Genomic DNA, 14,275 nt, shown 5'->3' on the forward strand with positions numbered 1-14,275 from the left:
AACTCCCTGCGCGAGGTCACCACTGCCTGCCTGCCTGCCGGGCGGGCGTTACGGTCGGTTCCGCTCCGGTTGTTCTACGGGGCGGGCGGTCACAGCGCGGTCCGAAAGCTCGTCCGGGTCACAGGAGTCGGCGGGGCACGACAGCCGGTGCGCGGGACTCCGGCCGGGGATCGATCTGCCCTGATCCGGGCCTGTGGACGGGCGGTTCGCGCCGGTACGCTGCGATCTGCGCCCGGCGGGTTGTGACCGGTGCGTGACGGGGGATCGGGCAGTCTCGTGCGGCGTGATCAGAGTCTGTTCACAGGCCCTGAGGGGGGCCGCCGGGCCCGGCCGGACGCGAGGAGTGTCGATGAGGGTGCTGGTGGTCGAGGACCACGCCGAACTCGCCCAGTCCGTGGCGCGGGTGCTGCGCCGCGAGGGCATGGCGGTGGACGTCACCTACGACGGCGCGGACGCGCTGGAGCGCACGTCGGTCGTCGACTACGACGTCGTCGTCCTCGACCGGGACCTGCCCGGCGTACACGGCGACGAGGTGTGCAGCCGGCTCGCCGACCAGCCCGTGCACGCCCGGGTGCTGATGCTGACCGCGTCCAGCACCATCGCCGACCGGGTCGAGGGCCTGAGCCTCGGCGCGGACGACTACCTGCCCAAGCCCTTCGCCTACGCCGAACTCGTCGCCCGCATCCGCGCGCTGGGCCGCCGCTCCCAGCCGGCCGTGCCGCCGGTCCTCGTCCACGGCGATCTGCGCCTCGACCCGGCCCGACGGATCGCGACCCGCGCCGCACGGCGTCTCGCGCTCACCCCGAAGGAACTCGCCGTCCTGGAGTACCTGCTCGCGGCCCAGGGGAGGGTGGTGTCGGCGGAGGAACTGCTGGAACGGGTGTGGGACGAGGCCACCGACCCGTTCACCACCACCGTCAAGGCGACCATCAACCGGCTGCGCCCCAAGCTCGGCGAACCGCCGCTGATCGAGACCGTCCCCCGCGGCGGCTACCGGATCTGAGGCACCATGCGACGTCCCAAGCCCACCGCCCCGCCGCTCGCCGGCGCCGCCCGCCTCCTCGCCGCCGCCGTACGCCGGCTGACGCCCCGCCGGGTCAGGATGCGCCTCACCCTGCTGTACGGCGTGCTCTTCGTCGTCTCCGGTGCGGTGCTGCTCGCCATCACCTACCTGCTCGTCACACACGCCTCGTCGAACGTCATCGTCGGCAGGGAGGGCGGCGACGTGTCCCGGCTGACCCGCGGCCCCGACTCCGGCGCCTCCGTCGGCCTGACGGACGGCGCCCCGCCCAACCTGGACGCCGGCATGGGGAACCTGCGGGAACACGCCTACCGCCAGCACCAGGAGGGGCTGGAGAACCTGCTGGTGCAGGCGGCCATCGCGCTCGCCATCATGGCGGTGATCTCGATCGTGCTCGGCTGGCTGGTGGCCGGGCGGGTGCTGCGTCCGCTGCGCACGATGACCGGCACCATCCGCCGTATCTCCGCGCGCAATGTGCACGAGCGCCTCGCCGTGGTCGGGCCCGCCGACGAGCTGAAGGACCTCGCCGACACCGTCGACGGGCTCCTCGGCCGCCTGGAGGTCGCCCTCGACTCCCACCGGCGCTTCGTCGCCAACGCCGCGCACGAGCTGCGCACACCGCTGACCCTGGAGCATGCGCTGGTGGAGGAGTCGCTCATGGACCGCGACGCCACCGTGGAGTCGTACCGCTCGAACATGGAGCGCCTGCTGGCGAGCAGTCAGCAGCAGGCGCGTCTGCTGGAGTCGCTGCTCACCCTGTCCAGCAGTGAGCGCGGCCTCGATCGCCGGGAGGCCGTCGACCTCGCCGACGCAGCCGAGCAGGCGGTCGGCATCCCGCGCCCCGACGCCGAACAGCGCGACCTCGACGTGCGGATCAGGACGGCGCCCGCCCCCGTGACCGGTGATGCCGCACTCGTGCAGCGGCTGGTGGCCAACCTCGTCGACAACGCCGTGGACTACAACGTCCCCGGCGGACATGTGCAGATCACCACGGTCACCAGGGGCCGGCACGCGGTGGTGCGGGTCGCCAACACGGGGCCCGAGGTCCCGCCGGACCAGGTCGAGCGGCTCTTCGAGCCCTTCCAGCGGCTGGGCCGCACCGCCGGCGGGGGCCATCACGGGCTGGGTCTGTCCATCGTCCGCACCATCGCCACCGCCCACGACGCCGTGCTCACCGCCCGCGCACGACCGGGCGGCGGACTGGTCGTCGAAGTCGCCTTCCCGGTACGGAAGGACACCACGGCCCCCGCCCTCGCCCGGGCGTGACGACGACCGGACGGTAATCACCCCGGTAGGGGGCGGACGGGAATGGCCCCGTAGGGGTGGGTAGGGGTGTCCAAGCCCGGAAAGTCGTTGTTAAGGTCGCCTTGCGAACCGGTAAGTGGCAATGGGCACGAGCAGGATTCAGAGACTCGGTGAAACGTTCTGCCACGGATTCGGCGTGGCCTGCGACGGCGGGAATGACGGGTTCCCTCCGTATGTGCGAGGAGCGGGGCCGAGTCGCTAGGGGGAATTGAGTTGGCTATACCTGGCCACCCGCGCATTGATCAGCTCATCGTCGTCGAAGTCGAGATCAGTTCTTTGTCCACGGGCGACTCGCCAAGGCTCTCCGGAGCCGATCAGGCACATGTGGAAGCCCTGGCGGCGGTACAGACACCGCTGCCCCCGATCACCGTGCACCGCCCGACGATGCGGGTCATCGACGGGGTGCACCGAGTACGCGCCGCGCAGTCCCGCGGCCAGAGCAAGATCGCGGCCAGATTCTTCGACGGCGACGCCGCCGACGCCTTCGTGCTGGCCGTGGAGTCCAACATCGCCCACGGACTGCCGCTGACGACGGCGGACCGCAAACGCGCCGCGGGCCGGATCATCAGCACGCATCCGCAGTGGTCGGATCGCATGATCGCCTCCGTCACCGGCATCGCGCCGGGCACGGTGGCCGACATCCGCCGGCGGGCGCAGGACGACGGGGCGCAGCGCACGAGCAGGATCGGCCAGGACGGCCGGGTGCGTCCGGTCAGCGGCGCCGAGGGCCGCAGGCTGGCCAGCGAGATCATCGCCGAGAACCCGAGCCTGTCGCTGCGTCAGGTGGCCCGGGCCGCTTGCATCTCGCCCGAGACCGTCCGCGACGTACGCAACCGCATGATGCGCGGAGAGGACCCGCAGCCGCAGGGCCGAAGGCAGTCGCAGCGAGGGGAGGACGCGAACCGTGCGCCACTCGCGCCCGTCGGCGTGTCCGCGCGCGCCTCGGCCCAGGACCGGGCCGCGCTCGTGGAACGGCTGAAGGCGGACCCGGCGCTGCGGTTCAGCGACACCGGACGCACCCTGCTGCGGCTGCTGAACCTGCACACCCTCGACACGGAGGAGTGGGAGCGGATCGTCGACCGGGTCCCGCCGCACTGCGGCGGCGTCGTCGCCCATCTCGCCAAGGAATGCGCGGAGATGTGGGCGGAGTTCGCGGAGCGGGTACAGCGGAAGGTCGCCGAGACGGCATAGCAACGGCATGGGCGTCCAACTGCCCAATTCGCACGGTCGGACAGTGGAGCCGTGCAGCGTGGCCCTGACGGTAAAACCTTCACGGCCCGGCCCCGACCCTTTTAACCGGCTCTTTCCGGAGAGTTCACGCACCCGGGACACCCCAGTTCCGGGTGCTTGGGCATGCCCTTTTTCTGTTTCCTGCCCAGCCCTTGAATTGCCCACCGGCGGGCCTGGTCGGCGAAAATGCAGAACGGTAGTGTCCCGATACGTGTGAAGCCGATGGAATTACATATCCCAGGAGGTTTCCGTCGCGTGTTAATCAGCCAAGGTCCTGGTGGAATCACCGTCGGAGACCCGAACTCGTCCGACACCGCGCACAAGAGGCAGTCCCTGCGGCCCGGCACGCTGCGCCGCGCACTGACCTATATGCGGCCGCACCGGCGCTCCCTGCTCTTCCTGCTGCTCACCACCGCGGTCGACTCGCTCGCCATCGTGGCGACGCCGCTGCTGCTGAAGGAGATCATCGACGAGGGAATCCTCAAGGACGACCTGGGGCTCGTCATCGCCCTGGCCCTCACCGCGGCCGGACTCGCCGTGGTCGACGCGGTGATGCAGCTCGGGCAGAGCTATTTCTCCGGCCGTATCGGCCAGGGGGTCAGCCACGATCTGCGCGTCCAGACCTTCACCCACGTCCAGCGTCAGCCCATGGCGTTCTTCACCCGCACCCAGACCGGGCTGCTCACCAGCAGGCTCAACGCGGACGTCATGCTGGCCCAGCAGGCCCTGGGGCTGCTGCTGACCTCGGCGACCGGTGTGCTGACCGTCCTGCTGGTCCTCGCCGAGATGTTCTACCTGTCCTGGCTCATCAGCCTGATCGCCGTGGCCCTGCTCCCGCTCTTCGTCGTGCCGGGCATCTACGTCGGCCGGCGCCTCCAGCGCTACTCCAGGGAACAGATGCAGTCCAACGCCGAGTTGGCCGGCGTCGTCCAGGAGCGGTTCAACGTGAGCGGCGCGATGCTCGCCAAGCTGTACGGCCGTCCGAAGGCGGAGGCCGCCGCCTTCTCGGCACGCGCCGGCAAGGTGCGCGACGTCGGTGTGAAGTGGACCGTGTTCAGCCGGCTGTCGTTCATCTCCATGGGCCTGCTCGCCGCGCTCGCGACGGCGCTGGTGTACGGAGCCGGCGGCGCCCTCGTGCTGGACGACGTGTTCCGGATCGGCACCCTGGTCGCCCTCGCGGTACTCCTCGGCCGGCTGTACGGCCCCATCACCCAGTTGTCGGGCATGCAGGCGAACGCCCTGACCGCACTGGTCAGCTTCGACCGCCTCTTCGAACTCCTCGACCTCAAGCCGCTCATCGAGGAGAAGCCCGCCGCCACCCCCCTGCCGTCGCCGGGGACCGGCCCCGCCCCGCGCATCGAGTTCGACCAGGTGTCCTTCCGCTACCCGAGCGCCGGCGAGGTCTCCCTGGCCTCACTGGAAGCCAACACGCAGTCCCCGGGGGACCGTTCGAGGAAGAACCCGCAGGTGCTGCACGAGCTGTCCTTCGAGCTGCCGTCCGGGCAGCTCACCGCACTCGTCGGGCCGTCGGGCGGCGGCAAGACTTCCATGACGCACCTGGTGTCCCGCCTCTACGACCCCACCTCCGGCAGCGTCCGCATGGACGGCCACGACCTGCGCGACGTCACCCTCGACTCACTGCGCGACACCGTCGGCGTGGTCACCCAGGACGCGCACTTCTACCACGACACCATCCGCGCGAACCTGTCGTACGCCCGTCCCGAGGCCACCGAACGCGATCTCATGCAGGCCTGTGACGCGGCCCGGATAGGGGAGTTGATCCGCTCGCTGCCCAGCGGCCTCGACACCGTCGTCGGCGACCGCGGCTACCGTCTGTCGGGCGGCGAGAAGCAACGGCTCGCCCTGGCCAGGCTCATACTCAAGGCCCCGTCCGTCGTCATCCTCGACGAGGCCACCGCCCATCTGGACTCCGAGTCGGAGGCGGCTGTGCAGCGGGCGCTGACCACCGCCCTGCGTGACCGGACCTCCCTGGTCATCGCGCACCGCCTGTCCACGATCCGCGAGGCCGACCAGATCCTCGTCATCGACGGGGGCCGGATTCGCGAACGCGGCACGCACGAGGAGCTCCTGGCGGCCGGGGAACTGTACGCGGAGCTGTACCGCACCCAGTTCGACCGGCCGGCCGCCGACGCCAACGGCGCGGGACCGCAGCCCGGGGTCGAAGGCCCCGAAGGACACAACGGGTTCCACGCGCGGCCACAGGTCATGTCCCTCGGGGACGGCCCGGTCCTGGGCGGCGGTCCGATGCTCGGCACGGGGCCGATGCCCGGTGCGGGGCAGATGGCCGGGGGCGACGGCCTCTCACTCGGCGGCGGCATGCCACCGGGAGGCGGCGAGTACAAGGTGCGCCGCCGCGGTGAGCCGGACGAGCCCTGAGCGCTCCGCGCGAAGTGCCGCGTTGAGTCGTCGATCGTCTGCGGCACCGTCGTGGCTGGTCGCGCCCGCGCGGCGAAGCCGCACTTTGACACAGCCCCACGACCCTTCGGGGCGCCGGCAAACCGCCGGCCGAGCGCCACCGGGCCGACGGGACGCCGTCGGTCCACGCACACCCACCAGACACGCACCGCCGCGCCCGCTGAAGGGAGAGCGATGAGCAGCGAAGCGGATTCCACCCTGCCCCTGTCCGAGAGCCAGGAGGGGATCTGGCTGGCCCAGCGCATCGAGAGCTCGCGCGGCTTCTACACCATCGGCCAGCACGTCGAGATCCTCGGGCCGCTGGACACCGGAGCCTTCGAGAACGCGCTGCGCCTGACTGTCGAAGAGACGGAGATCCTGCATGTGCGGTTCGTGGAGGAACCCGGTGGAGGCGTATCCCAACTCGTCGTCCCGGCAGCGCAGTTCAGCCTGACGGCGGTCGACCTCACCGGTCACGACGACCCGTGGGCCGCGGCCGAGGCATGGATGGGCGCGGAGCTGCACCGGACGGCAAGGTCCGCCGACGGCGGCCTGTTCGCGTACGCCCTGCTCACCCTCGGGCCCGACCGGCACGTGTGGTACCAGCGCTACAACCATCTGCTGATGGACGGCTTCGGCTGCTCGCTGATGGCCCGCCGCGTCGCCGAGCTGTACACGGCGGCCCTCCACGCGGACCCGCCCCGCCCCGCGGGCCACGCGCCGCTGCGGGAGCTGCTGGAGCAGGAGTCGGCCTACCGCGGCTCCGAGGAGTACGTGCGGGACCGCCGCTACTGGCACGACCACTTCGGCGACCGGCCCGAGCTCACCGCCATCCCGGGCCACCGCCCCACCGCTCCCGACGGCGCCGTACTGGCCACGGGCCACCTTCCGCCGCCCTCAGTGCGCGCCCTGCACGAGACCGCGGCCCGCGCCAAGGTGAGCTGGCCCCGGCTGGTCGTCGCCGCCGTCGGGGCGTTCGGCTGCCGGATGACGGGCGCCGACGAGGCCGTACTGAGCCTGCCGGTCGCCGCCCGCCTCACGGGACTTGCGCGGCGCACCCCGTGCACCATGGCGAACGTCCTGCCCTTCCGGCTGCGCGCCACCCCGGCCATGAGCCTCGACGACCTGGCCCGCGCGGCCGGGCCCGAAACCGCCGGTCTGCTCAGGCACCAGCGGTATCGCGGCGAGCGACTGCGCCGCGAACTGTCCTGGCCGGACGGCGGCCGCTGGCACTTCGGCCCCTTCGTCAACATCCTGCCCCTCGGGGCGAACCTCCGCTTCGGCGACTGCCGGGGCATCGTCCGGGACCTGTCGAACCGCCGCGTCGAGGAGCTGAGCGTGGTGGTGAGCGGCTGGTCGGACGACCGGGGCATGGCCGTCTCCCTGGAGGCCAACCCCGCGCAGTACGACCAGGACTGGGTGCGGGGCAGCCACCGCTCCCTGGTGCACTTCCTGGAACGCCTGCTGGCGGACCCGGCCGCGCCGATCGGCAGGATCGACGCCGCCACCGGCGTTCGTCCCGGCACCGCCGCAGGCCCCGCCTCGGTCGCCGCCGCGCCGCCCGAGCCGGCCCGGACACCCCTGCTGCCGGAGCTGATCGCCGGTCAGGCGCTGCGCCGCCCCGACGCGGTGGCGCTCACCGATGGCACCGGCTCTGTGACGTACGGCGAGATGTGGCGGCGGGCCGGGCAGGTCGCCCGGCGTCTGGTGGGCGCGGGCGTGGGCCGTGGCGACCGGGTCGCGGTGGTGCTGGAGCGGTCCGCGGACCTGGTGGTGGCGCTGCTCGGGGTGTGGCGGACCGGGGCCGCCTACGTCCCCGTGGACCCCGGCCATCCGGCCGAGCGGGTGGCGCGGGTCCTCTTCGACTGCGCCCCGTCCGTGGTGGTGTGCGCCGGGACGACGCGTGCGACGGTGCCGGAGAGCGGTGCCCGGGTGGTGATGCTCGACGGCCCGGGCAGGAAGGGGGAGCCGGCCGCCGGTGACGGCGCCGATGCCCCCTGCACCCCGGCCGGTCCGCACGACGTGGCCTACGTGATGTACACCTCGGGCTCGACGGGCGCCCCGAAGGGCGTGGCCGTCCCGCACACCGCCGTGGCCGCGCTGGCCGGCGAGCGCGAGTGGCGGGTGGGCCCCGACGACACGGTGCTGATGCACGCACCGCACGCCTTCGACGCCTCCCTGTACGAGGTGTGGGTCCCGCTCGCCGCGGGCGCCCGGGTGGTCGTCGCCGAACCGGGGCCCGTCGACGCACAGCGCGTGCGCGCACATGTGGCCGCGGGCGTCACCCGGCTGCATCTGACGGCGGGCACCTTCCGGGTCCTCGCGGACCAGGAACCGGACAGCCTCACCGGCCTGCGCGAGGTGCTGACCGGCGGAGACGTGGTGCCCGCCACCTCGGTCGCCCGGGTGCGCGAGGCCTGCCCCGAGGTGACCGTCCGCCATCTGTACGGCCCGACCGAGGCCACCCTCTGCGCGACCTGGCACCTGATCCGGCCGGGCGGGACGACAGCCCCCGTGCTGCCGATGGGGCGCGCCCTGCCCGGGCGGCACACCTTCGTGCTCGACGCCTTCCTGCGGCCCGTGGAGCACGGCCTGGTCGGTGAGTTGTACGTCGCCGGGGCCGGCCTCGCGCTCGGGTACTGGGCGCAACCCGGCCTCTCGGCGGAGCGGTTCGTCGCGTGCCCGTTCGTCCCGGGTGAGCGCATGTACCGGACGGGCGACCTGGTGCGGTGGACGGATGAGGGTGCGCTGCTCTTCGTCGGCCGCGTGGACGCCCAGGTGAAGATCCGTGGGTTCCGGGTGGAGCCGGGCGAGGTGGAGGCGGCCCTCGCCGCGCATCCGTCGGTGGCCCAGGCCGTGGTCACCGTCCGGGAGGACACCCCGGGTGAACGCCGTCTCGTCGGATACGTCGTCCCCGCCGGCCCGGACGGCGTGGAACCCGACGCCGTGCGCGCCCACGTGGCCGGACTGCTGCCCGAACCCATGGTGCCGGCGGCGGTGTGCGCCCTGGACACGCTGCCCGTCACCCGCAACGGCAAGGTCGACCGCGCGGCCCTGCCCGCACCGGACTTCGCGGGCAAGGTCACCGGGCGTGCCCCCCGGACACCGGCCGAGGCGGCGTTGTGCGAGCTGTTCGCAGCCGTACTGCAGCTGAACGAGGTCGGCGCCGACGACAGCTTCTTCAAGCTGGGCGGCGACTCGATCATGGCGATGCAACTGGCCGCGCAGGCACGCCGAGCGGGCGTGCTGTGCACCGCGCAGGACGTGTTCGAGAACGAGACCCCGGCGGCCCTGGCGGCCGTGGCCACATTCACCGAAGCGGCCCGGCCGACCGGCCCCGACGAGACCGGCACCCCAGGCGCCGCGGACACCGAGCCCCTCGTGACGGACCTGACCCCGGACGAACTCGCCCGGCTGGGCGCCGAACACCCCGGACTCGTCGACGTCTGGCCGCTCTCCCCGCTCCAGCAAGGCATGCTCTTCCACGCGACGTTCGACCACGACAGCCCCGACGTGTACGCCAGCCAGCGCGTCCTGGCCCTCGACGGACCCCTGGACGTGGCGCGACTGCGCGCCTCGTGGAAGACCCTCATCGACCGCCACGCCGTACTGCGCGCCTCCTTCGGACGGCGTGCCTCCGGCGAGCAGGTGCTGGTCATCGCGCGGGACGTGCCGCTGCCCTGGCGCGGCGCCGACGTATCGGAGTTGCCGGCCCCCGCGGCCGCAGCCGAGGCCGCACGGCTCGCCGAGGCCGAGAAGGCCGAACGGTTCGGCCTCGCGACGCCCCCGCTGCTGCGGCTGCTCCTGATCCGGCTCGGCGAACACCGTCACCGCCTGGTCATCACCAGCCATCACACCCTCCTCGACGGCTGGTCGATGGCGGTCGTCTTCGGCGAGCTGGCCGAGGTGTACGCCGCCGGCGGCGACGGGCGGACGCTGCCCGCCACGTCCTCCTACCGCGACTACCTGGCCTGGCTGGCCCGGCAGGACCGGGAGTCGGCACACCGCGCGTGGCAGTCGGCGCTCGCGGGGGCCGGGGAGCCCACGCTGGTGGTGCCCGAGGAGGAGGTGCGAGCGCCGGTCGTGCCGCGTCCGGTGCGGTTCGAGTTCGGTGACGAACTCACGTACGCGGTCGGCAGGTTGGCGCGGGACAACGGTGTGACGGTCAACACCGTGGTGCAGGCCGCGTGGGCCCTCGTCCTCGCCCGGCTCGTGGGGCGCACGGACGTCGTCTTCGGTACGACGGTGGCCGGCCGGCATGCCGATCTGCCGGGTATCGAGTCGATCGTCGGGCCGTTCATCAACACCCTGCCCGTGCGCGCCGCCCTGGCGCCGGACCGGCCGGTCGCCGCGCTGCTGACCGAACTGCACAAACGTCACGCCGCCCTGATGCCGCATCAGCACCTGGGCCTGAAGGAGATCCGCGGGACCGCCGGCGACGGTGCGGTCTTCGACACCCTCGTCGTGTTCGAGAACCTGCCCGAGGCGCAGGCCGCGCCCGCCGCCGATGGGCCCGCGCTCAGCATGCGGCCCGTCGGGGAGCCGGAGGACCGCGGCCACTACCCGCTGGCGCTGATCGTCGTACCCGACGAGCGGTTGCGCGGACACCTCGTCGGCCGCCCGGACGTCATCGCGCCCGAACGCGTCGCCGAACTGGTCCGCTGGCTCACCCGGGTCCTGGAGCAGATGACGGCCGACCCGGCGCAGCCGCTGGGGCGGGTGTCCGTGCTCGGCACCGGCGAGCGCGCACTCGCCGTCGCGCGCGCTCGTGCCGCTGCGGAGACCGGCCCGTCCGGCACCCACGACGACGTCCTCGTGCCCGACGCCTTCACACGCCGGTCCGTCGAAGCGGCCACCGACGTGGCCCTGGAGGCGGACGGACGGACCGTCACCTACGCCGAACTGGCCGCCGGGTCGGCCCGCCTCGCCCGGTACCTCATCGGCGAGGGCGTAGGGCCGGAGCGCCGGGTCGCCGTGCTGGCAGACCGCTCCGTCGAGCAGGTCGTGGCGCTGCTGGCCGTGTCACTGGCGGGCGGCGTCCACGTACCGCTCGACCCCGGCCACCCCCCGGCGCGGCTGCGCCTGATGCTCGACGACGTCGCCCCGCCGGTCGTGGTGTGCACGCGCGCGACATGCGACGCCGTACCACCGGAAAACGCCGGCCATGTCGTGGTCGTGGACGATCCCGCCACGGCCCGGCAGATCGCCGGGTACGACGGCGGACCCGTCACCGACCGGGACCGTCGCACGCCGCTGCGGGCCGCGCACGCCGCCTACGCCATCCACACGTCCGGTTCGACCGGAACCCCCAAGGGCGTCCTCGTCCCGCACGGCGCCCTGCGCAACCTCGTCACCGACCACGCGCGGCGCTACGCACTGGACGCGTCCGGCAGGGTCCTGCAACTCGTCTCGCCCAGCTTCGACGTGTCGATGGCGGACATCTGGCCGGTGCTGTGCGCTGGCGGACGCCTCGTGCTCGCCCCGCCCGTACGGCGGCACGCGAGCGGAGAGGACCTCGTCCGCCTGATGCGCGCCGCCGGCGTCACCCACGCGGCGATGACTCCGACGATGCTCGCGCAACTCCCGCCCCGGCACCTGCCCGCACTGCGCGTGCTGATCATCGGCGGCGAGACCGCGCCCGACGACCTGCGTCGCCGCTGGACCGTCAGTGGCCGCGCCGTGCACAGCGAGTACGGCGTCACCGAAGCGGCGGTCACATCGACGGTGAGCCGCCCGCTGCACGCCGAGGACCGCCCCACCACGGGCCGTCCGATCGACCGCACCGCCGCGCATGTGCTGGACGGCTTCCTGCACCCGGTGGGCCCCGACACGGTCGGCGAGCTGTATCTCGCCGGCGCGGGTCTGGCCCGCGGCTACCTGCACCGGCCCGGCCTGACCGCCCAGCGGTTCGTGGCCTGCCCGTTCGCACCCGGCGAGCGCATGTACCGCACCGGCGACCTCGTGCGCCGCACCAGGACCGGAGACCTCGTCTACGAGGGACGCGCCGACGCACAGGTCAAGGTGCGCGGCTTCCGCGTGGAACCCGGTGAGATCGAGGCGGCCCTCGCCGCACACCCCCGGGTCGGCCGCGCGGTGGTGACACTGCGCCGGGACGGCAGGGGCGAACGGCGCCTGGTCGGCTACGTCACCCCGGCCGCGGACGGCGCCGCCACCGCGACGCCCCAACGGCGGCTCCTGGACGGCGAGTCGGTCCGGGAGGCCGTCGCCGGCATCCTGCCCGCGCACATGGTGCCGACGGCGGTCATGGTGCTGGACACCTTGCCGGTCACCCCGAACGGCAAGACCGACCTCCCGGCCCTGCCCGCCCCCGACTTCGCCGAACGCGCCGTGGGACGGGCTCCCGAGGGCGCGGCGGAGGAGCTCCTCTGCACCCTGTTCGCCGAGGTGCTTGGCCTGGAACGGGTCGGCGCCGACGACAACTTCTTCCGCCTCGGCGGCGACTCCATCACCTCCATGCAACTGGTCGGCCGTGCGCGCGGAGCCGGGGTGTCCTTCACCGCGCAGGACGTCTTCGAGCGCCCGACGGCGGCGGACCTCGCACCCGTCGCCCTCCTCGGCACCGGCACGGAGCCCGCCTGGGACATCGGCGTGGGCGAGGTCCCGTGGACCCCGGTGATGCGGGCCCTCGGCGAGCGGGTCACCGGCGGCGCCTTCGCCCAGTGGGTGACCCTCGGCGCACCGGCCCGACTGGGCACCGAGACGCTCACGGCGGGCCTGCGCGCCCTGCTCGACACCCACGACATGCTGCGCGCCCGGACGGAAGGAACCGGCCCGGCGACGCGCCTCGTCGTGCGCGACAGGGGCACGGTGGACCCCGCCGAACTGATCACGGTCACCGACGCGACCCAGGTCCCCGAACCCGACCTGGACGAGGCCGCCGACCGGGCCGCCCGCGAGGCGGCAGGCGGCCTGGATCCGTCGTCCGGCGTGATGGTGCGGGCGGTGTGGCTGGACGCCGGGCCCGCGCGCACCGGCCGACTCGTCCTGGCCCTGCACCACTTGGCCGTCGACGGAGTGTCCTGGCGGATCCTCGTGCCCGATCTGCGGGCGGCCTGCGAGGCCGCCGCGGCCGGCCGCGAACCCGCCCTCGACCCGGTCGGAACGTCGTTCCGACGCTGGGCCAGCCTGCTCGCCGGCCAGGCGAGCGACCCGGAACGCGCCGCCGAACTGGAGGACTGGGGCGCCGTGGTGGCCCACGCGGAACCCCCCTTGGGCAGGCGGAACCTGGACCCGCTCCGGGACACGGCCGCCACCGTGCGCCGCGCGACCTGGACGGTACCCGCACCACAGGCCCGCTCCCTGGTCGGCGAGACGCCCCTCCTCTTCCACTGCGGCGTCCACGAGGTGCTCCTGTCGACCCTGGCGGGCGCGGTCCGCCTGGTCCGCAGACGCCCCGCCGACACGAGCGAGGGCGCGACCGCAAGCCCCGCACAGCACTCCGGAGACGACACCGGCGTAGTCCTCGTCGACGTCGAAGGCCACGGACGCCACTCCCTCGGCGGCGCGGACCTGCTGCGCACCGTGGGCTGGTTCACCAGCGTCCACCCCGTACGCCTCGATCTCGCCCGCGTCGATCTCGCCGACGCCCTGGCCGGCGGCCCCGCCGTCGGCGCACTCCTGAAGACCGTCAAGGAGCAGGCGCGGGCGATACCGGGCGACGGACTCGGCTACGGTCTGCTGCGCCATCTCGGCCCCGAGACCGCCCCCATCCTGGCCGCGCTGCCCAGCCCCCAGGTGGGCTTCAACTACCTGGGTCGCTTCGCCACTGCCCCCAGCACGGGAGCCGTGGCCCCCTGGCAGCTGGCGGGACGGACACCGATCGGCGGCTCGGCCGCCCCCGACCTGCCCGCGGCACACATCGTCGAAGCCGCGGCGGCCGTCCGCGACACCCCCGACGGCCCCGAGCTCACCCTCATGCTCACCTGGCCCACCGCGGTCCTCGCCGATACGACGGCCGACCGGCTCGGCCGCACCTGGCTGGACCTGCTCACCGCCCTGGCCGGCCACACCACCGACCCCACCGCGGGCGGACACACCCCGTCCGACTTCACACTCGTCGACCTCGCACAGGACGAGGTCGAGGAGTTCGAGGCGATCGCCGCCCGACTGACCGGGCCCCCGACGCTGTCGGAGCCACCGAACGGGCTGCACGGCCTCGAAGGACACGCGGGTCTCGCAGAACGCAACCCAGTCGCAGAACGCGACGGCCTCGAAGGACTTGAAGGAGTCGAAGGACTCGAAGGAGGACGGTCACTGTGAAGGCTCCCACCGCCGGTCAGGGAT

At 73.1% G+C, this 14,275-nt stretch carries 5 protein-coding genes; all 5 read left to right on the top strand.

From position 1 onward, the window contains the following. The first annotated feature begins 349 nt into the window (after positions 1 to 349). Positions 350 to 1,003: a response regulator transcription factor gene (locus tag ACFWYS_RS04700; protein WP_272116098.1), complete on the top strand. Its 654-nt coding sequence runs from the start codon at positions 350 to 352 to the stop codon at positions 1,001 to 1,003. A gap of 6 nt (positions 1,004 to 1,009) precedes the next feature. After that, positions 1,010 to 2,287 (top strand): sensor histidine kinase, encoded by a 1,278-nt coding sequence (locus ACFWYS_RS04705; RefSeq protein ID WP_384763284.1) that lies wholly within the window; start codon positions 1,010 to 1,012, stop codon positions 2,285 to 2,287. 252 nt (positions 2,288 to 2,539) lie between these two features. Then, positions 2,540 to 3,517, top strand: coding sequence for a ParB N-terminal domain-containing protein (locus ACFWYS_RS04710; protein WP_384763287.1), 978 nt, complete (start codon positions 2,540 to 2,542; stop codon positions 3,515 to 3,517). A gap of 294 nt (positions 3,518 to 3,811) precedes the next feature. Beyond that, positions 3,812 to 5,953 (top strand): ABC transporter ATP-binding protein, encoded by a 2,142-nt coding sequence (locus ACFWYS_RS04715; RefSeq protein ID WP_384763290.1) that lies wholly within the window; start codon positions 3,812 to 3,814, stop codon positions 5,951 to 5,953. Positions 5,954 to 6,166: 213 nt separating this feature from the next. Beyond that, positions 6,167 to 14,251 carry an amino acid adenylation domain-containing protein gene (locus ACFWYS_RS04720; protein WP_384763292.1) on the top strand — a complete coding sequence of 2,695 codons (8,085 nt, stop codon included), beginning with the start codon at positions 6,167 to 6,169 and terminating at the stop codon, positions 14,249 to 14,251. Positions 14,252 to 14,275: the final 24 nt, after the last annotated feature.

This window comes from Streptomyces sp. NPDC059010, from assembly GCF_042740355.1.
GTDB lineage: Bacteria > Actinomycetota > Actinomycetes > Streptomycetales > Streptomycetaceae > Streptomyces.